This is a genomic window from Streptomyces sp. NPDC020379, assembly GCF_044387105.1.
In the GTDB taxonomy this organism is placed as follows: Bacteria; Actinomycetota; Actinomycetes; order Streptomycetales; family Streptomycetaceae; genus Streptomyces.
Map to the genome: position 1 here is coordinate 76,663 of NZ_JBIRVR010000027.1, position 18,806 is coordinate 95,468.

The window sequence follows — 18,806 nt, forward strand, 5'->3', positions numbered from 1 at the left end:
GCGCAGCGTCGCTGCTCTCGTCCCCGGCTCGTCCGTCCAGCGCATGCTCTACTTCTGCACGAGCGCGGCCTGCTCGTCCCCGACGACGACCCCCCGAAGGCCACGACTGTGCGCCGCGGGGAAGGCACCGGCGTGCCCGGCCGCCTGGCCGCCCGCCGGCAACGTCGCCTGCAGCACGCGATCGCCGCCAAGATCGCGACTCTGCCCCAGCCCATGGCCGACCAGTTGCACGCCTGGGTGATGGTCATGCGCGGTCAAGGGCGCTACCAGCACAAGACCGTCGACTACATCCGCATCCGCCGCTACCTCAATCTTGTCCTGCCCGTGCTCCGCACTTGGGCAGTGCAGGGACTGAGCCCTGCGCGAGATCACCACCGACCACGTGAAAACCGAGCTCGACCAGCGCCAAGGGCACCAGGCCCGGGGCATCCACCATGCCTTGCTCGGCATCTTCCGCGCGCTCAAACAACAGCGCGTCATCTTCCGCAACCCCATGGCCGGCCTGACCCTCACCGCTCCCATGCACCTTCCGCTCCCGGTGCCCAGCGACCGGCTCCGCCACGCCCTGCGCCGTCTGAACGGCCCCCTGCCCCGCCTGGCGGTCGCTCTGGTGGCCATCCACGGCCTCAAGCTCACCGACGTCGCCCGCCTCCGCCTCGACGACCCCGACATGAGCAGAAGAACCCTTGCCGTCCGCCGGGGCCAGCACACCCACATCGTCTACCTCGACGACATCACCATGGAGCTGATGGCTGCCTGGCTCACCGAACGCCACCGACGCTGGTCCGTCGCTCCCAACCCCCACCTGCTGATCACGGCCCACGGCGCCTACCACCCCGACCAGCGCCCCATCAGCTACTGCGCTCTGCGCGCCGCCTTCGACCAGACCGGCATCACCCCGCGCCAGGGGTGGACCGACCGCGTCCTCTACGAAGCCCAGCAGACCGCCGACCCCCTCCACCTGGTACGTCTGTTTAGCACCCACCCCAACATCGCCGTCAAGTACGTCAACGCCGCCCACCCGGACAGGGCACCACCCGCCATCCGCTGAAGAGGAAAGCAGTTCCGGTGGATGCCGGACTATTACTCCCTGCTGGACCGCTGACTTGCGTTACGGCATTGCACCTCTGGGGCTTTGAAAACACGGTTCCCACCCGAGCGGCATGTACGGTCCGCTTTTCGGTATCCCTTTCCACGTGAGAGTGTCCTAAGCGTGGCCCAAGGGACACGCTTCGCGAATTCGCAGGTCGTCGGTCTCACTCGTCAGGGTGGCGTCTCCTGCCTGTAGCCCCGGCTCGGGGGTTGCGGCTTCACCAACGCGGGCCGCCCTCGCGCAGGCGGCCCGGTGGTTTGCGGGCGCACGTGGTGGTGGGCCTGAACCAAATAGCGGCGGCCACCGCCCCGGGGGAGGTGGGGACGGTGGCCGCACTTGTGCTATCGGCGGTCAACCGAGCGTGACGTCAGTTGACGTTCACCCAGTACGGGTCCTCTACGGGCCAGGCCAGGATCCGGTCGTCGACATAGAAGTCGCCGAGATCGGTGCCCGCCCCCCGGTTCTCGCCGTACGCGATGTTGCGCACCGAAAAGTCCCATTCGATCGACGATGCGCCCTCATAGGTGGAACTGAAGGGGTACTCGTCGCAGTCCTCGACCGTGGTGTTGTACGGCGGAAGACCGGTCGCGGCGTTGTAGTCCGGGCCCCACGGGTTGGACCCGCCCTTCTGCCCGCATGCCGCCTTCTTCACCTGCTCGTTCGCCAGGGCGATCGCGCCGCCCTGCCCCCGGCTTACCACGCGGTGCAGCGGCGCGCCCCGAGACCCGGCGGTCGGCGACCACTTGCCGGGGACCTTCTTGGCGTGGTTCTCCTTGGGGTAGGTGACGCCGTCGGTGGCCGGGGCGTTCTGCGCGTCGCGGATGTGCTGGCGAATGTTGGGGCGGTTGCCGTCGTAGGTGAGGAAGGGCAGCGCCCCGGTGTAGATGCAGGCGTGCGGGTAGCTCTTGCCGCGTTGATTGAAGTAGTCGGCCGAGTCGCAGCGGATACCGGTCGGGGCGCTCACAGGGCGCTCGGCGCTCTGTTCGTATCCCGCGCTCGCGCCGTTGAAGTAGAAGCGCCACTGGTGGAAGGCGACCTGGTCCTGGCCCTCGCCGCCGCTGGAGGAGACGTCCCAGTAGACCCAGTCAGGGAAGTTGCTCCACTGGGCCCATTCCATCTTCGCCGGAGACCGCCCGACGCCGCACGTGGCAGTGGTGGGCTGATCGGCGCCCGGCACGCATTCGGGGGTGATTTCCAGGTCCAGTCTCGGGGCGACGATCCGCTTGTCCCAGGGGTTCCACCCGGCATAGCTGACCTGGCCGGTTTTGGCGCGGAAGAAGACGCGGGTGGCGCGGGTGTCGTTGAAGCCGATGGCGGCGGCCTGGAACTTGATCGTGTTGGTGCCCTTCAGGACGCGCTTGCCATCCACCTTCTGGTAGTACTCAGCATTGAATTTGTATTCCCAGCACCACCTGAACCGGTTGTAGACGCGGCCGTCGGGGCCTTGGGCGTCCGAGGAACCGAGACAGTCGTTCAGCCACTCGGTGCCCGCGGGGTTGTCGGGGGATATCGGCATCTCCGCCGCCCCCTTGCCGTTGCTGCTGCGCTGAGCACCGTCGCCGGGCTTGGCCGTGTACTCGATGCCCGGGGCCGACGCGGGAGGCTTGGGGCTTGCGGCGGCGTCCGGTGAGGCACCCAGGGCGAGAAGGGCTGCGGTGAGGGCGAGTGCGGCTACAGCCGCCAGCAGTCGACTGGCGCGTTTCAAAGGTGGTCCCCCCTTTTTCCGGTGGTATGTAAATTCACTCGGGATCGAACCGGCGTAGTGCCCGTCTGCGTCAGCCAGAAATGGGCCTTCCATGATCGTTCTTTGGCCCGTTCGGGCCTCACACCGCCGCCCGTCTTCGCGACGGCATTCCCGCGGTCGGCAGGATGCGCGGGCACAGCGGCCGTCGCTGGGCCGCTGAATGCGGCAGCGGCTGCCGGCGTCCCCCTTGACAGGGCACGGCGCCGCCTGTTCGGTCTTCGGTCCCGTCCTCCGTGGTGCCGATGTAAACCCGGTAAGGACATGTTCGTTTTCTCCTTGTTTTCCGATTGATTGTGTTCCGTGCCCGTGCTGGATCCGGTCGGGGATCATGCGGACACTGTCGGATCGGCTGTCGGGATCGAAGCTCCTCCTTCCGGCTCACCGCCAGCCACCGTCTGGCTTGCTTCGCTGGATTCCCTTCTGTCCTGCCGACGATCGTCTGCCCCCCATGGTTCATAGGGCCGTTCCCACTGGTGCGCAAACATTCAAGGCGCCTCGGCCGCCGAAGGCCCTCGGTTTCAGAATGCGCAAGATGGCCGAATACTGTGATGGCTTGGTGGCGGTCGGCCGCGCCGACAGACGATTAAATCCGTTCCGGCAGCCGCTGACCGTCGAGGTGACGGCAGCGGAATCACGACCGAAACAGCCCATCTGTGCGGCGTTGGTGGTGGATCGCAGCTTCGCCGATGAAATTCTGATGACCCCCGGACAGGTCAAGGCTGCGTAACAGCCTATGAAGGGTCACGGGTTTCGCCTCGGACTGGCTGATTCCGTCATCGTCACTGCATCGCTGCCGACGCTAAATTTCGCCTCGATCGACCACCGCTCCCCACCACATAACTTGCAGGGTTCCGGCCCGGGGCGCCATGGCGCCCGGCCAAAGAAAGGGCATGATGAGCCACTTAAGATCTTCCGGCCGCTGGGCCAGAGGGCTGATCGCCCTCACCACAACGGCTGCATCGACGCTCGCCGCCATAACTGCCGTGGCCGGCCCCGCCGCCGCCCAGGGTGCCACCCCCGCCGCCGACGCCGTTCAGGCCGGGCAGTCCTGCACGGCGGCCGACCTGGGCAAGCGCCACCCGTTCATCAAGTCAACCGAAGTCGCCCCGACGATCACCCACTTCAAGGGCTGGTACGTCACCGCGGGCTCGACCGGCTACCAGAACGTCACCACCAACACCCAGACCACCATCTCGGTCTCCGTCGGCCTCAACGGCAACGTCCAGGGCAGCTTCGCCGTCGACACCCTCGGCACCGTCGGCGCGATGCTGGGCCTGAACGTACAGGTGAACTACTCCTCCACCAGCAGCGAGTCGACCTCGGTCAGCTGGAACTTCAACGACCCCGGCTACTACGGCGTCTACAAGGGCACCAAGAAGGTCACCGGCACCTACGGAAGCCTCAACTGCAACCGCGTCCAACAGGGCGACGGCAGCTGGGCGCTGAAATGGATCGAGGGACCCGACAGCGGCAGCTACACCACCTACACCACCCTCGAAGAGGGCGCGGTGCGCTGCGAGGACAAGGTGCCCGCCAACAGCATCATGCGCAAGGCGCAGGGTCTCCTGGACTGCGGGGCCCCGCCCCGGGCCGGACACGCACCAGGGCCGGTGGACTCCTCCAAGGCCACCGCGGCCAGGAACGCGGCAGCGAAGGGCACAGCGGGCAAGGCGGCCACCGCGCGGACCAGTGCGCCCGCCACGCGCGCCGCCCTGGACTGCCAGCCTGACGTCTACAGGATCCACGTCCCCGGCAAGCCCCTGAACTGGAGCGCACCGCTCCTGGCCAACGACGGCATCCGGCTGCGCGAATCCAACTGGACCAGCGCCCACCTGGACAACTGGCGGCTGTGCGACGTGACGGAGCGCAATGGGGTTATCGAGGCGTCCCTGTGGAACTGGGGCAACGGCGGGTGCGCGACCATCCCGGCGGACATCGCCAACCAGGAACAGGCCTACCTGACGACTGCCAACTGCGTGGAGGACGACCTCCAGCGGTTCTACATCTATCGCGACGTACCTGGCGGCTCGAAGATCGGCCTGCAGAACAAGTACACCGGCTCGATGCTGGGCCACGACCGTTACGCGGACGGGGAGTTGATCCGTCAGTACTCCAGCGGCAGACAGGACGGTACGGGTACGTACGACCTGGTGAAGGTCTGACCCTTCCCCGCCTGACGCGGTCCCCTCTGGCCCAGGTCGCCCAACTTCCCTCTCGCGTGAACCGAGATCGGGCGACCTGGGCCTACTCCACGGAATGCCGTCGACACCGAACACGCAGCCAAATCGATCAGGAGCGGCCTCTCACCAACAGCCGCCGCCGCACTTGGCACCAGCCCTGAGCACCTCAGGCTCGCCTTCGAGGCCCGGCGCCGGGCAGTCGGGGCGCCATTGTGACAGCACCGACCCGATCGCTGCGAAGGAGTTGAGGAACCCGTGCCCAGACGCATCGATGTCAACTCGTCGGCCGAGGGCCGAGCCAAGTCACCGCACGAGACCACGGCCGAACGGGATCAGTTGCATGAGGCACTGAGGGAGACCGAGGAGAGACTGAAGTCCACGCTCCAAGAGAGCCCCTCGTCTTCAAGTCACCGCGCAGGAAAATGACACGAGGTCCGGAATGATCAAGGTGACATGGAGTGCGGATTCAGACGAGAGCGCAGCTCATGGAGTCGCCGTGTGACATCGGAACGCGGACCCTACAGCAGCCGGGACACAGGCTTGCCTGTCACCGACACGAGCAACCCGGACCGCCCGCCGGGTGAACTGGCGGGCCGTCAAATCACTCGCTCATCCCAGAACCTGCCTGCAGAACACACTTTGACGCGGCTCGACGTACGCGTTCGCCCGTTCGCCTGCCCAGGAATCGGCGAACTCGTTCACTTCCGACTTCGACCTGATCGAGTCCCAGTTCCGCCACCTGATGCGCGTGGCCGTCTCCGTACGCGAAGGCACCATCCCCTCCTCCACGCTGCTCAAGCGCCTGCGCTCAGGGTCGCGGAAGAACGCCACTTGCGCCGCGTTCCGCGAGGCCGGCCGAGTGATCCGCACCGTGCAGTTGCTGCGCTACCTCTCGGACGCGCCGCTGCGCCGACGGGTGACCGCAGCGACCAACAAGGTGGAGTCGTTCAACCGGTTCTCCCAGTGGATCGGCTTCGGTGACCGCGGCGTCGTCGCCGACAACGACCCCATCGAGCAGGAGAAGGCGATGAAGTTCAACGCGCTGCTCACGAACGCGGTGATCTTCCACAACGCCCTGGACATCGCGGAGATCGTGCGTCAGCTGTTGGAGGAAGGGTGGGAGATCGACCCGGAGGACCTGGCGCACATCTCGCCATACCCGACCGAGCACGTCAACCGGTTCGGCGAGTACTCCACCCACGAACTCGGTATCCAGCCCGAGGCGTACGACCCGGAACTCGACGTCGACTTCACCCACCTCCGCGACCAAGACCTGCGCGCCGAGGGCTTCGGGACCGCAGCCTGATCACGCGAAGTCGGGCGGCAGCTCATCCGGGATGTCGGCCATGGCATCAGTGAGGGACTTCGCCGGCAACACCTGGGTGGGTTGTCCTCCTCCGAGATCGCGGAGGCGTTACCACAGCTTGTCCGTCTCGGGCAGTGGCCGGAGGGGATGCGGGGGCTTCTTCTACGGATCGCTGCACGAAGCGGCGGCCCCGGACAGGAGCAGTGTCACGAGCCGGGCGAGCCGGGGGGTGAACTCGGAAGCCACATGGGCGAAGAGCGGGTCCTCGGCATACAGCCGGGCCAGGTTTTCCGGCGGGTTCGAGGTCTGCCACTGCTGTGCCGCCATCGCGGTGGTCCCGGCGATCACGTCGACCGCTTGCCCCCGGGGCAGCCACGGCAGGGCGGTGGTCAGAGCACACGTGATGCGGTCGACGGCGTCGAGGGTGATGACCTTGAAGTCGCGGACCTGTTCTTGGGTCACCCCGCGTTCCAGGTTGAGCTGGGCGTGGGCGAGCAGGTCACAGAACAGGGGGCGCTGCGCGAGCGCAGCGGCGAGCGCGGCCGCGACCGCGGGAGGTTCCGCCGGGGCTTGCAGGGTCTCCTCGACAGCGGCGGCCCAGTCCTGCCAGCCATCCGCCGTCAGTTGGAGGAAGACGGCTTCGCGTGAGGCGAAGTAGCGGAGCACGGCCGATTTGTGGACGCCGGCCTCGGCGGCGATCTCGGTGAGAGTGACCGGCCGGACGCCGTCCCGCAGGCCCAGCGTGGCGGCGGCTTCCAGGATGTCCCGTCGGCGCTGCTCCTTGTGCTCCGGGCGGCGGGCGCGCTGGAACGGCTGCGTGGTCATGAAAGAACTTTAACGCAACGAGGGTGCGTTGAATTTGCACACTTAGCGCACCGGTGTTTCACTAAGTCGGAGGGGGTCGCATTCACCTCACCGAAAGGGTCTCCCGATGTCTGCCACGACCATCGCCATCACCGGCACCGCGAGCGGGTTCGGATACCTGGGCGTGCGCCGTTTCGCCGAAGCCGGGTGGAACGTCGTGGCCACCGTCCGCAAGGAAGCGGACCTGGACGCGCACGCCGAGCTGGACAACGTCAAGACGCTCCTGCTGGACGTCGATGACGAGCACGCCGACCTGGGCTTCGGCGACCTCGCGCTGTCCCAGTTCGGCCGCCTGGACGCGCTGATCAACAACGCCGGCTACTTCCAGGGCGGCCCGCTGGAAGCCACCACGATGGACCAGGTCCACCGTCAGTTCCAGACCAACGTCTTCGGGCTGATCGCACTGAACAAGACGGTCATCCCGATCTTCCGCAAGCAGCACTCGGGCGTCATCGTCAACGTCAGCTCGATCAGCGCCGACGCGGGATTCCCGTACACCTCGGTGTACCAGGCGTCCAAAGCCGCCGTCGCCTCCCTCAGCGAGGGCCTGCACGCGGAACTCGCCGAGTTCGGCGTCCAGGTCAAGGCGCTGCACCCTGGCAGCCACGAGACCAAGATCTTCAGCAAGGTCGACCGTGCCGAGAACGTCCCGGAGGACTACACCGCCTCCTGGAACACCTTCGCGTCCCTGAACCTCGTCCGCTCCGACCCGGCCCTCACCGCCGAGGTCATGTTCCGCATGGTCACCGACGGCAACACCAAGAAGGTCCACTACTACAGCGGCCCCGACGGCGAGGCCATCCCGCGCGTGAAGCAACTCCTCGGCCAGGACTGGTACCTGGAAGAGCTCAGCGCACGGAACCGCGGCGAGGCCACCGCCCTGTGGGACGCGCTGATGCCCACCCCCACCAAGGCGACGAACTAGCCGACCCCCGCCCGCCCGGCAGGAAGGGAGACAGCATGTGGCAGTCCCAACGGTGTACGCCTACGTCCGCCTCGTACGCGAACAGCTCCACAGACGGGTCCCCGGACACGATCGGGCTGTATGCGTTCCGGCTCGATCCGCACACCGGCGCGCTGACGCCGGTGCAGGAGGTGGCCGGCGCAAGCCCGGTCTGGATCGAGGTCGACCGTTCCCGCCGTTTCCTGTACGCCTGCTACTCGCTGCAAGGCGACCGAGCGCCACGTCGGCACGGTGGACGCCTTCGCCATCGACCCACGCACCGGGACCCTGGAACTCTTGAAACGGGTGTGGCTGCAGGACCGAGGCTGTGCCCACCTGGCGGTCGCCCCGGACGGACAGCACGTGGTGGTGGCGAGCTACTACGGCGGTGAATACGCCGTGCTCCCGGTCCAAGCGGAAGGCCGACTCGACCCCGTGATTCATACGGTGCAAAACACCGGCAACGGCCCGCATGCACGCCAGGAGTCGAGCCATCCCCACGCCGTCGCCCTCGATCCGCGGGACCGGTTCCTCGCGACCGCCGACCTGTGCGTCGACAAGGTCCAGGTTCTGCGGCTCGCCGACGGCCGCCTCGAACTCGTCAGCGAGGCGGCTCTGCCGCCCGGCACTGGGCCCCGCCGCCTCGCCTTCGCCCAGGACGGCAGGGCCTCTACGCGATTGGCGAACTCGACGGAAGCATCACGGCGTTCTGCTATGACGTCGCGACGGGGGCGGTCCAGGAGACCCTGCAGTCCCTTGCGACCGCACCGCCTGCCTACACAGGCCTCCCCAGCCGCGCCAAGATCGCTGTTCATCCGTCGGGCGATTTCCTCTACGCGTCCAACCGTGGCTCACAGACCATCACCGCCTTCCGGATCAACCGCGCGACCGGCACTTTCTCCGTCATCGACCACACCGGCCAGGGCGTGAGCGGCCCGACCAACTTCGTCATCGACCCCACCGGAAGTTGGCTCTACGTCAACAACAGCACAGCCGACACCATCGCCCAATACGCTGTCGCCCCCGGGACGGGCGCGTTGAAGCCCAGCGACCGGCCGACTCCCGGCCCGTTCCCTTGATGATGGCGCTGCGCTGCCGGGGCTGACACAGCAGGCGCCTCGCAGCCGGAAGCGGCTTCCCGCCTCCCGCGGATGTCTTCAAGGGATCGAATGACGACAGGCGCTGCCAGTGTCCAATGAACCCGGACTTTCCGGGACCTGACGATGGCCCAGGTCCCAGGGGCTCCGATGGCGGTTGACGACAGGGTTAGATGACACCCGAGGTCCGAAGCGCGTGGCAAAAGCGGGGAACAGCGTGGTCAATCTCGTCTACAAGCGGGTGCCGACCGACCAGCAGTCGATCGACCGCCAGAACCTCGTCATGGCCGAGGCCGGGATCGAGGACCCGGTCGTCTTCGAGGAGGAGCCCGGCACCTCCAGCCGCCTCCACCCGCTGGAACGCCCGAAGTTCGGCGACCTGCTCACCTACACGCGGCCGGGCGACACCGTGCACATCTCCGAGATGTTCCGCCTCGTGCGCGGCACCGGACGCATCCTCGACGTACTCGACGTCCTGCACCGCGACCGCCTCGCCTTGCGTAGCCACGACGGAGCGTTCCCCGGCATGGACCTCACCGCCCCCCACCCGCGTACCGGCGAGCTGCTGTCCACCGTGAAGTTCATGGTGCAGACCCTCGCCGCCGGCGAACTCCAACGCGACCTCCAGTGGGAGCTAACGTACGACGGACCGCGAGTCGCAGCGGCCAAGGGCAACAAGGGCGGACGCCGCCCGCCCTCGCGGGCGAGACGATCGCCAGCGTGCGCGCCGCCTACCTGGAGGGCGAGTCCATCGCCGCCCTGGCCCGCGCGCACAGCGTCAGCCGCGGCGCCGTGCGGACCCCCCTCGCCGACCTTCTGCCCGAGCACACCGCCACCGCGCCGCCGAGCTGGAGCCCGCCGAGCTCGATCACGGCGTCGGAGCTGTCCTGGATCGCGCCGTTCGCCGGGCTGAGCCCGCGCTGTTTTCGCAAGCGGTGGCGGTGGTCTCGTCGTCGAGGAGGAGGGACGGCATAGCGGTGCCGGAGGCGAGCCGGTAGCCGGTGGCGCCTTCGACGGGGTAGTCCAGCTCAGGCAGGCGGTCGATGTCCCGGTGGACGCGCACGGAAAGTGAGGCAGAGTCACGACGCTGACCATGCGTGACCCTAGGCGGTGAACGGAGTGACAGGCAGGGCCGCACATCGCTCCGCTCACCACCGGGGCAGCGGGTCTACCGGCCGCTCTGGGCCGGGTGTCCCCGCTCTTGTTCCGCAGCCAGTCCGGCTCGTCGCCGATCAACGTGAAGTGCTCGACCACCGTGTCCAGGCCGATATCCCGCCCCACCGGACCCGCCCCTTTCTCCGGGCCGTTGTCTTTGAAGTGGTCCTGGGTTCTATGTGGTGAGGGCTTGGGAGGTGTCGATGTTCAGCTGATGACAGGCGTCCAGGACACATTGGGGCCAGGGGGCGGGTTCTCCTTGGGCATCGGTGTTGGTCCACATCTGCTGGCCGCTGGCGACGAGTTCTTCGCCACCCGGGACGGTGCGGTAGTAGGCATAGTCGCCGATGCAACGGATGCCTTTGAGCCAGGAGATGGTCAAGCGGAGGGAGATGAGTTCGCCGAGGCGGATTTCTGCGTGATATTCGCAGGAGACGGACTGGGTGAGCATGACGAGACGGCCTTCGGCCATCAGGTTCATGTAGTCGCGCGCGAGTTCGAGGGCGAACATCTCGCGCAAGTGCCCTTGCCATTCGATCAGGCGCAGGTAGTAGACGAAGCCGGCCATGCTGGTCTCGCCGAAGGTGACGACATGGTCGATGGCATACCAACTGGGGCCGCCGGGCTCGGTGGGGGGAAGGATCTTGCCGTACTTCGGTGTAAGGGGTGGTGCGGTCACAGCAGTTCCTCTCGTGGGTGGGAGCGCGGTGGTGCAGGTTGAACGCGGCGGTGCGCGTCACGGTCAGCTCGCGGCCTGTCCATCGTCTGGTGTGAGCCCTTGGATGGAGAGGTGGTCGAGGAGCCAGATGGTGAGCCTGGCTGCGGTGGGCTGGGTCCACAGCACTGCCTGGGGAATGGCAAGAGTCAGGTCACGCTGGAGGCTCTGGCGCAGCCGCATGGCGGTCAGGGAGTCGATTCCGAGGGAGACCAGGGAGGTGGTGGGGTCGAGGTGGGTGCCGTTGATGCCGAGGGTCTCCTGGACGGTGGTGATGATGTGCTGCTGGAGCAGGGCGGTGCGGGCTTCGGGCTGTTCGGTGGTGGCGAGGCGGGCCAGGAGCGAGCTGTTCGGCTGGCCGACTGCTGTACCAGTCCTGTGATCGGTGAACAGGGAGCTGCGGGCGGTGGCGGGGAAGTCTGTGAGCCAGCGGGCCAGGTCAAGGGGGGCGTAGGCGATGGTGGCGGGTGTGTGGCCGGGGGTGAGGAGTTGGGCCAGGGCGGTGAGGGCGTCGTCGGGTTCGATCAGCGCGAGTCCGCGTTGTTCCATGTGCTGGCCGCGGCCTGCTTCGGCCCAGGCGCCCCATTGCACGGAGAGGACGGGAAGGTGCTGGTTGCGGCGCCATTGGGCGAGGGTGTCGAGGTAGGCGTTGGCTGCGGCGTAGGCGGCCTGGCCGGGTGAGCCGAGCAGGGCGGCTGCGGAGGAGTACAGGGCGAAGAAGTCCAGGTCCATAGCGTGGGTGGCGTGGTGCAGGTGCCAGGCTCCGAGGGTCTTGGCGTGCCAGACGCGGGCGAGAAGGCCGTGGTCGAGAGTGTCGAGGGTGGCATCTTCGACGACCGCGGCGGTATGCAGGACCCCGCGCAGCGGGAGGTTCTCGGGGAGGGCGGCGAGGGCTTTGTGGAGGGTCCCTGCGTCGCCGATGTCGCCGGTGACGACCGTGGTCTTGGTCTGCCGGCGCAGGCTGTCGAGGACCGCGACAGCCTGACCGGTGGGTTGGTGGTGGGCGAACAGGAGGAGATGTCCGGCGCCTTGTTCGGCGAGCCATTGGGCGGCGAGGAGGCCGAGGCCGCCGAAGGCACCGGTGATGAGGTAGGAGGCATCGTCGCGGATGATCAGGCTGTCCTGGCTGCCGGACTGGGGGTGACTGTCGAGAGCACGCTGGCCTTGGGTGAGGCGGGCGATGCTGCGCTGCCCATGCTGCCAGCGGGTTTCCCGGTGGGTGGTGTCCTCATCGAGCAGGTCGGCGGCGACGAGGTCGGCGGGGGTGTCCGGCGTGGACTCCGTAAGTCCGCAGGGTACTTGGGGGTATTCGTAGGCAGCGGTGCGGCACACGCCGCTCAGCCCTGCTGCGTGCAGGCCGTCTTCCTCCTGGCGGACGGCTGCCCAGACCCGTGGCGGGTGCGGTCCGGCGGAGGCGGTGCGTAGCACCTCGCACAGGCGGGCCGTTGCCAGACGGTTGTCGAGGGGGGTGGGGTCGGTGTCGCCGGTGCCGTCGACGGCCACCACGATGCCGCTCCACGCGGTGTCGGGCGGGGGCGTCAGGTCGCGTTCACTGAGCGGGGTGGGAGCGGAGCGGACGCGCAGGTGTACGTCGTATCCGTGGTCGGTGAGGGCTTTGGCCAGCTCGCGGGCCCAGTGGGACTTCTCGGCTGCCAGCACGCACCACGCGCCGCCCGTCCGCTCTGCGCCCGCAGGGGGGACGGCTTGTCGTTCGGGCAGGGGGTAAGGCTGGTAGGTGACGCGGGCGAGGCGGTTGGTGAAGCGTTCTGCGGGCGAGGTGAGGTTGGTGATGCGCAGGTCGTCGATCTGGGCAACGACCTGGCCGTCCGCGGTCATGAGGGAAGCGGAGAGCACGCAGTGCAGTGCGGTGGCCTGGGTCAGGCACAGGTGGGCGGTACGGGCGTAGGCGGTGGGACCGAGCACGGTGAGTGTGCCGATGCCGGCCACGGCGACGGGGCCGTGCTCCAGAGGGTGGTGGTGGCGCCAGATGGCGCCACCGGCCTGGACGAGGCTGTCCAGCAGCGCAGGGTGCAGGCATGTCATCCAGGCGGAGACGCGTGCCGGGGCGGGCAGGCGGAGATGGGCAACGGCCTCGTCCGCCTCGGGGTGGACCTGCAAGTGTTCCAGTCCCTGGAAGGCGGGGCCGTGGTGGACATCGTGACAGGCGCGGTAGGCCGCGTACACATCCTCGGGTGCGAGTGTGGTCCACGTAGCGAGCCGGGCCTGCGCCGACATCGGTGCCCCGGCCCCGGCCAGGGCACCTGCCGTGACGCACGCGGTGGCGTGCTGCACGTTGCCACCGGCGGTCCGCGAACTGACCTCGATGGACACGGAGCCGTCCGCGTTGTTCAGCGCGCGGGTGGTGACGATGGGTTCCGGATCGAGCAGGAGCGGTGCGTGCAGGTCGAGGCCGGTGAGGGTGAGCTGGTCCGTTGCCAGGATGTGGCGGGCGGCGGCCAGGGCCATCTCGGCGAGGCCGGCCCCGGCCATCACCGGCGTGCTGCCGATTTTGTGGTCGGCGAGCCAGGAGATCCGCTTCGGGGAGAGGGGAGTCTGCCACAGATGCCGCCCGTCGTGGTCGGGGTCGGCCACGTGCCCGCCCAGCAGGCTGTGCTGGCGGGCGCCGGGCAGGTGGGGGGCGACGAGTTCGTAGGCGGGTTCGGGGCGCTGGTGGACGCGGTGCCACGTGGTGGTGGGCGCGTCCACCAGCTCTCCCGGGTACCGGCGCTCCCAGGTGAGGGGCGCGCCGGCACAGTGGGCCGCGGCCAGGTTGCGGGCGAAGGCTTCCGCATCATCCGTCTCGCGGCGCAGGGTGCCCAGCGTGACCGCATCGGTAATCTGCGCGTGGGCGGCGGTATCGGTGACGGCCCGCACCACCAAGGGGTGCGGGGAGCATTCGATGAACAGGCGGTGCCCGTCGTCCAGCGCCGCCTCCACGGCGGTGCGCAGGCGCACCGGTGCCCGCAGGTTCAACGCCCAGTAGCCGCCGTCATACGCGGCTGCGGCCCGCGGGTCTTCGTGTGCGGTCGTGTAGAAGGTGACGGCTGGGGTGGCGGGGGTGATGTGGGCGAGTTCGGTGCGGATGGCGTCGAGGATGGGGTCGACGTGCGGTGAGTGGGAGGCGTAGTCGACCTCGACGAGGCTGGCGCTCACGTCCTGCTGCTGCCAGTGCTCGACAAGGCGCCTGACCTGGTCGGCGCGGCCGGAGACGACGGTCGAGCCGGGCGAGGTCAAGACGGCCACCGACACGCCGTCCAGACCCAGTTCGGCAATATCGTTGCGTGCTTGCTCGGCGTCGAGGAGGACGGAGGCCATCAGCCCGCCGGTGACCTGGTTGGCCAGGACGGCACGGCGGTAGTTGACCTCCAATCCGTCGCGCAGGGACAGAGCCCCCGCCACGACAGCGGCGGAGATCTCGCCCATGGACTGTCCGATCACCGCGGCCGGTTCGACGCCCCAGGAGCGCCACAGGGCGGCCAGGGCGATCTGGACCGCGAACAGCGCCGGCTGAATGCGCTCCACCCCGCTCAGCAAGCCGGGCTCGGCCAGAACCTGGCGTAGCGAGAACCCGGCGATCTCGCGCATCAGGGGCTCGATCTCGTCGATCACCGCGGTGAACGCCGCATCAGCGTCCAGGAGCTGGCGGCACATCCCGAACGACTGGGAGCCCTGACCGGTGAACACGAACACCGGCCCCGCATGCCCCGCGGGCAGCACCGGCTGGCCGACGGTGACATCGCTCAGGTCGCCGCGCTCGGCGAACGCCCGCAGCCGCTGCACCAGCTCCGTACGGGTGCGGGCACAGACGGCCAGGCGCTCGGGTGCGTGCGAGCGGCGCACCGCGAGGGTGTGTGCCAGGTCATCCGATGGCGGTGCTGCCGTCTCGACCCAGTCGGCAAGACGGCCCGCGGCAGGCCCCAGAGCCTGACGGGAAGACGCGGACAGCAGAAACAGCCGGACCTGATCACCTTCTTGTCCGCAGACGGTGCGAGGCCGGGGCGCGGTGCTGAGGCTGGTGCGGGGAGATCCCTCGATGATGACGTGGGCGTTAGTACCCGACAGGCCGTAGGAGCACACCGCAGCCAGCCGGGGGCCGTCCTCGACGGGCCAGGCGGTCGCCCGTACCGGCACGAACAGCCGCGATTCCTCGTCCAGGGCGATGGCCGGGTTCCAGGCGCGGAAGTTCACGTTGGCGGGAACAATCCCCTCACGCACCGCCCATACCGCCTTGATCAGCCCAGCGATGCCCGACGTCGGCTCCGAATGCCCGAAATTGGTCTTGACCGACCCGAGCGCGCACCGGCCCTGGCCGCGGCCGTAGACGGCGTTGACGGAGGTGTACTCCACCGGGTCACCGGTCGGGGTGCCCGGGCCATGCGTCTCCACCAGCCCCACATCACCTGGGTCGATCCCGGCGCGGGCCACCGCCTGCCGGAACGCCTCCTGCTGCATGCGGGGGGACGGCGCGGTCAGCCTCCCGTCCTGCCCGTCACACGAAAGCGCAGACCCCCGGATCACCGCCAACACGCGGTCCCCGCCCGCCACCGCATCATCCAGACGCTTCAGGAGCAGCATGCCGCAGCCCTCACCACGCACGAAACCATCCGCCCGCTCGTCGAACGCGAAGCAGTGCCCCGTCGCGGAAGTGAGCTGCTCGGCCTCGTAGTGCAGCGTCTGCGGGCCCGTCATCAGCAACGACGCACCGGCCAGCGCCATCTCGCACTCACCGGCCGCCAGTGCCTGCCCAGCCAGGTGCACGGCCGCCAGCCCGGACGAGCACAAAGACTCCACCACCATCGCCGGCCCGCGCAGATCCAGCGCGAACGTGACCCGCGAGCAGGCGTTGCCCGGCGCACCCCCCAGCATCCCCGCGGCATCCGGCCGATCCCGCACCGGCCGCGCCGCACCCAGCAGATGGTCCTGCGCATACAGACCCAGATACACCCCCGTGCGCGATCCCCGCACTCGCGCCAGAGGAATCCCGGCATGCTCCACAGCCTCCCAGGCCGTCTCCACCGCCAGCCGGTGCTGAGGATCCACCGCCGCCCCCTCCGTGGGTGCCACCGCGAACGCGGCCGGCTCCCACGCCCAGACATCCCCCGCAAGGAAACACCCCCTGCCGAAACGATCCGCCACATCCGGATCCTGATACCGCATCACCTCCGAAGCGTCCCACCGCTCCGGTGGTACCGGACCGACCGTCTCACGCCCCTCCAACAGCAGCCGCCACAACGAGGCCGGGGAGTCCACACCCCCGGGAAACCTGCAGCCGACGCCGATCACCGCGACCGGCACCGCACCCGAAACCGACATGACCCGCTCCTACTCCGCAATGGCAGTGCTGTAACTCCATGCATAGATCAGAATCTGGCGACCCTCGACAACCTCGACCTCGCCGGTCCGCTCGAAATGCAGGTGCTGCCCATAAAAAGCCACTGAGATCTTCTCCGCCGCCCTGGCCGCAGCCGTATACTCAACCCCGTCCAGGCCGTACGGCCCGCCCTTCAATAAAATCTTCACCGCACCAAACCTTTCTGTGAGACGGAGCCACCGTCACAACAGCCCCGAGAAAAAGAAGCCCAGATACCCTCCGCGAGAAACTTCCGGAAAGGCCTTCGCCTATTCCGAACCATCCGTTTCGTAGTGATTGCGCGCCCATCGCCGGAAATGGCAACAGGGCCGTCGCCGCCGTGAAGTTTAGGGTGAAGCTGATATTGCCGGTGATGCCACACGAACAGATCAGGCGCCTGGGTGTAGAGGAACCACTTGTTCATGGCAACCGATGGGCCGCTCCAGGCCCCGAGAGGCGGCCTCCCGCACACGGTCGGGCCTCCACGAGTAAACATCGGCTACCGCACTCGTGGCAGTCCGTACACGCATACACCAAGGAACAACGGGCGTGGTGATCCAGCTGACGGAATCAAGACGAATCTTTGGAAGCAGGACGTACACGCAAAGGCCCGCTAGGCGGAGGAAGTTGATACAGACTTCCCGAGAGACGATCCCGGGGCGTAACCCAGAGACTGGAAAGGATACACAAGCAATTAATCATCGACTGCGCCCCCGGCCCCCAGGTGTGGGCAGCAGGAGCGAGTAGCGTGACCTTTCCCGCTCCGGGTTCGGTGCACCACAAGGTCTTCGCCCATCAAAGGAGCGGCCACAACACTGCCCGGCTTCCAGCTCTTTGAGAATCTCACACAGAACCATCCAGTAGGATACGGAAGCGGCGGAGACGAATTTCCGATTACAGCCTGACCAGAAACTGCAGAATACTCACTCCGGCACGGATTAGACTTCACGGAGCTCTCCTTTCCCGATGAATCGGAATGTCGGCAGGGGCTGCCCAACCAGCCGACCGCTGTACGGAACCTCGTTTTTCTGGTTACTGAACCGAGGACGACCATTGATCCTGGGCCGGAGGAAACGACGGACAGGCTCAACGGGCCGAAACGGGCACCCGGACTGCAGCCGAGGGTCAGGCCCCGGGCCTGCGCCACGCGGCCATGGGCCCCTGGACCGGAAGCGGCACGTACCCACACTGTCCGGCCCGGTTAGCGAAAGTGAAGGGCGCGAACCCGGCTTATTGACACTTCAACCAGCGCCCCGTTCGCGCCTGGAGCGCGGTCGTCCGCCCCTTGCGGTGGTGTACCAGCTGGTACACCACCCAGCAGATCCTCCTACGTAACACAACCGGCCGTGGGGACGAACCGTCAAACCCTTGGGGCCGGTCGGACGTGACTGCACTCAAGGCTTCGCGTTCGAGGTGATCGAGCGGCTTCCCGGACCTGACGTGCCTAACCTGTTCGTGCAGCCACTACCTGCGACTTTGCTGGATAGCCTGAGACAACCCCGGGGTATGTCTTCGCTCAGCGCGGCTGACCCCTACGGCACGTTCCCGCCGTATTCCCCAACGGGCGCCAATCGCATCTGATGCGATTGGCGCCGCGACAAGGCCGAGGCCGAGATCCGCCGACTGGCCGCGTACAGCCGCGAGTTCGCCCGGCCCCCGCCCGTACAGGCTTGCCGACCTCGCCGACGACTCCGGCATGTCAATCTCCGACGTCCGCACCGCTCACGACCATGAAGAAGTCGCCGCCGTCCAAGACGTCACCGTCCTCAAGTCCCGCGAATGGCGAGCCATCAGCCCCGACGACCCATCGCAGGACGGGAGCGACGCATGACCTCACCGGCTGACGACGCGTTACCGCTACTGCCCACCTGTACCTGCCCGGCCCCATGGGAAGAACTCGTCGCCGTCATCGAGGATCAGCGCCTGCACGCCCGTCCGGCCCACACCCTCTACCGCGCGCAGTGCGCCACCTACCCCGGTCACTGGCGTCTCGTCCCCGGCCAACGCCGCACCACCTGATCAACCAACAGCCCGAGCATCACCGAAAGCTAGTTTGCGGCTGGCCTCCGAGCCGGGAGACCGGGGCCACCAACAGGGTCGGCCGCGATGGACTCCACCACATCGCCGGCGTCATCGCCAAGCAGTACAAACAGGAGTCGGTGCGCACGTTCCGCTGTCTGCCAAGGACGTCGGCGGAACCGACTCGGTCGAGATCCAGGCCCCCGGCGTCAGCTCGACCGAACTGCGTGACGCGCTGCTCGCTGCCCCCCGTTATGTTTTTCGCGGTCCTGCAAGAGGGCCGCTGGCCTCCGGGCCCGGCATGACTGTTCCCCCCTGTCGAAGGTATGACCTGGGGGGT

General features: G+C 67.7%; 15 protein-coding genes and 1 pseudogene. 9 read left to right on the top strand and 7 right to left on the bottom strand.

Features of this window, described 5'->3' with window-relative positions:
- Nucleotides 1-48: 48 nt before the first annotated feature.
- Nucleotides 49-258 carry a hypothetical protein gene (locus ACH427_RS28105; protein WP_398873827.1) on the bottom strand — a complete coding sequence of 70 codons (210 nt, stop codon included), beginning with the start codon at nucleotides 256-258 and terminating at the stop codon, nucleotides 49-51.
- Nucleotides 259-382: 124 nt separating this feature from the next.
- On the opposite strand from ACH427_RS28105, the gene ACH427_RS28110 reads away from it, so the two are divergent.
- Nucleotides 383-1,051: a hypothetical protein gene (locus ACH427_RS28110; protein ID WP_398873830.1), complete on the top strand. Its 669-nt coding sequence runs from the start codon at nucleotides 383-385 to the stop codon at nucleotides 1,049-1,051.
- A gap of 409 nt (nucleotides 1,052-1,460) precedes the next feature.
- On the opposite strand, the gene ACH427_RS28115 is transcribed toward ACH427_RS28110, so the two are convergent.
- Nucleotides 1,461-2,798: a hypothetical protein gene (locus tag ACH427_RS28115; RefSeq protein ID WP_398873832.1), complete on the bottom strand. Its 1,338-nt coding sequence runs from the start codon at nucleotides 2,796-2,798 to the stop codon at nucleotides 1,461-1,463.
- Between the two features lie 562 nt (nucleotides 2,799-3,360).
- Between ACH427_RS28115 and ACH427_RS28120 the strand changes: the two genes are divergently transcribed.
- The 3 genes from ACH427_RS28120 to ACH427_RS28130 all read left to right on the top strand — a co-directional run bounded on the left by ACH427_RS28120 (nucleotide 3,361) and on the right by ACH427_RS28130 (nucleotide 6,323).
- On the top strand, nucleotides 3,361-3,564 hold the full coding sequence (locus tag ACH427_RS28120; RefSeq protein WP_398873834.1) for a hypothetical protein: 204 nt from the start codon (nucleotides 3,361-3,363) through the stop codon (nucleotides 3,562-3,564).
- 166 nt (nucleotides 3,565-3,730) lie between these two features.
- Complete coding sequence (locus ACH427_RS28125; RefSeq protein WP_398873836.1) at nucleotides 3,731-4,999, top strand: hypothetical protein; 1,269 nt, start codon at nucleotides 3,731-3,733, stop codon at nucleotides 4,997-4,999.
- A 736-nt stretch (nucleotides 5,000-5,735) separates the two neighbouring features.
- A complete protein-coding gene (locus tag ACH427_RS28130) occupies nucleotides 5,736-6,323 on the top strand; it encodes a Tn3 family transposase (protein ID WP_398873864.1) in 588 nt (195 codons plus the stop codon).
- A 162-nt stretch (nucleotides 6,324-6,485) separates the two neighbouring features.
- On the opposite strand, the gene ACH427_RS28135 is transcribed toward ACH427_RS28130, so the two are convergent.
- A complete protein-coding gene (locus ACH427_RS28135; protein WP_398873838.1) occupies nucleotides 6,486-7,148 on the bottom strand; it encodes a TetR/AcrR family transcriptional regulator in 663 nt (220 codons plus the stop codon).
- Nucleotides 7,149-7,254: 106 nt separating this feature from the next.
- On the opposite strand from ACH427_RS28135, the gene ACH427_RS28140 reads away from it, so the two are divergent.
- The 3 genes and pseudogenes from ACH427_RS28140 (at nucleotide 7,255) to ACH427_RS28150 (ending at nucleotide 10,140) form a co-directional block, all read left to right on the top strand.
- The gene (locus tag ACH427_RS28140) at nucleotides 7,255-8,112 is read left to right on the top strand and encodes an SDR family oxidoreductase (protein WP_398873840.1); all 858 of its coding nucleotides are present in this window, start codon (nucleotides 7,255-7,257) and stop codon (nucleotides 8,110-8,112) included.
- A gap of 270 nt (nucleotides 8,113-8,382) precedes the next feature.
- Nucleotides 8,383-9,209: pseudogene (locus tag ACH427_RS28145) on the top strand (lactonase family protein).
- Between the two features lie 214 nt (nucleotides 9,210-9,423).
- Nucleotides 9,424-10,140, top strand: coding sequence for a recombinase family protein (locus ACH427_RS28150; protein WP_398873842.1), 717 nt, complete (start codon nucleotides 9,424-9,426; stop codon nucleotides 10,138-10,140).
- 417 nt (nucleotides 10,141-10,557) lie between these two features.
- Here the strand turns inward: ACH427_RS28150 and ACH427_RS28155 are convergent, their stop codons facing one another.
- The 4 genes from ACH427_RS28155 to ACH427_RS28170 form a co-directional block, all read right to left on the bottom strand.
- Nucleotides 10,558-11,061 (bottom strand): acyl-CoA thioesterase, encoded by a 504-nt coding sequence (locus tag ACH427_RS28155; protein ID WP_398873844.1) that lies wholly within the window; start codon nucleotides 11,059-11,061, stop codon nucleotides 10,558-10,560.
- Nucleotides 11,062-11,124: 63 nt separating this feature from the next.
- Entirely contained in the window at nucleotides 11,125-16,410 is a 5,286-nt protein-coding gene (locus ACH427_RS28160; protein WP_398873846.1) for an SDR family NAD(P)-dependent oxidoreductase, read from the bottom strand.
- A gap of 9 nt (nucleotides 16,411-16,419) precedes the next feature.
- Nucleotides 16,420-16,617 carry a DUF5988 family protein gene (locus ACH427_RS28165; protein WP_398873848.1) on the bottom strand — a complete coding sequence of 66 codons (198 nt, stop codon included), beginning with the start codon at nucleotides 16,615-16,617 and terminating at the stop codon, nucleotides 16,420-16,422.
- Between the two features lie 524 nt (nucleotides 16,618-17,141).
- Nucleotides 17,142-17,501: a Rieske 2Fe-2S domain-containing protein gene (locus ACH427_RS28170; protein ID WP_398873850.1), complete on the bottom strand. Its 360-nt coding sequence runs from the start codon at nucleotides 17,499-17,501 to the stop codon at nucleotides 17,142-17,144.
- Between the two features lie 642 nt (nucleotides 17,502-18,143).
- On the opposite strand from ACH427_RS28170, the gene ACH427_RS28175 reads away from it, so the two are divergent.
- On the top strand, nucleotides 18,144-18,278 hold the full coding sequence (locus tag ACH427_RS28175; protein ID WP_398873853.1) for a hypothetical protein: 135 nt from the start codon (nucleotides 18,144-18,146) through the stop codon (nucleotides 18,276-18,278).
- Entirely contained in the window at nucleotides 18,275-18,466 is a 192-nt protein-coding gene (locus tag ACH427_RS28180) for a hypothetical protein (RefSeq protein ID WP_398873855.1), read from the top strand. Before ACH427_RS28175 ends, ACH427_RS28180 begins: the two co-directional genes overlap by 4 nt.
- The last annotated feature ends 340 nt before the right edge of the window (nucleotides 18,467-18,806 follow it).

Coding starts and splice junctions, on each gene's coding strand:
- ACH427_RS28125 (WP_398873836.1), top strand. CDS start 3,731: ATGAGCCACTTAAGATCTTCCGGCCGCTGGGCCAGAGGGCTGATCGCC.
- ACH427_RS28120 (WP_398873834.1), top strand. CDS start 3,361: ATGCGCAAGATGGCCGAATACTGTGATGGCTTGGTGGCGGTCGGCCGC.
- ACH427_RS28140 (WP_398873840.1), top strand. CDS start 7,255: ATGTCTGCCACGACCATCGCCATCACCGGCACCGCGAGCGGGTTCGGA.
- ACH427_RS28160 (WP_398873846.1), bottom strand. CDS start 16,410: ATGTCGGTTTCGGGTGCGGTGCCGGTCGCGGTGATCGGCGTCGGCTGC.
- ACH427_RS28135 (WP_398873838.1), bottom strand. CDS start 7,148: ATGACCACGCAGCCGTTCCAGCGCGCCCGCCGCCCGGAGCACAAGGAG.
- ACH427_RS28180 (WP_398873855.1), top strand. CDS start 18,275: ATGACCTCACCGGCTGACGACGCGTTACCGCTACTGCCCACCTGTACC.
- ACH427_RS28170 (WP_398873850.1), bottom strand. CDS start 17,501: ATGGTCGTCCTCGGTTCAGTAACCAGAAAAACGAGGTTCCGTACAGCG.
- ACH427_RS28175 (WP_398873853.1), top strand. CDS start 18,144: ATGTCAATCTCCGACGTCCGCACCGCTCACGACCATGAAGAAGTCGCC.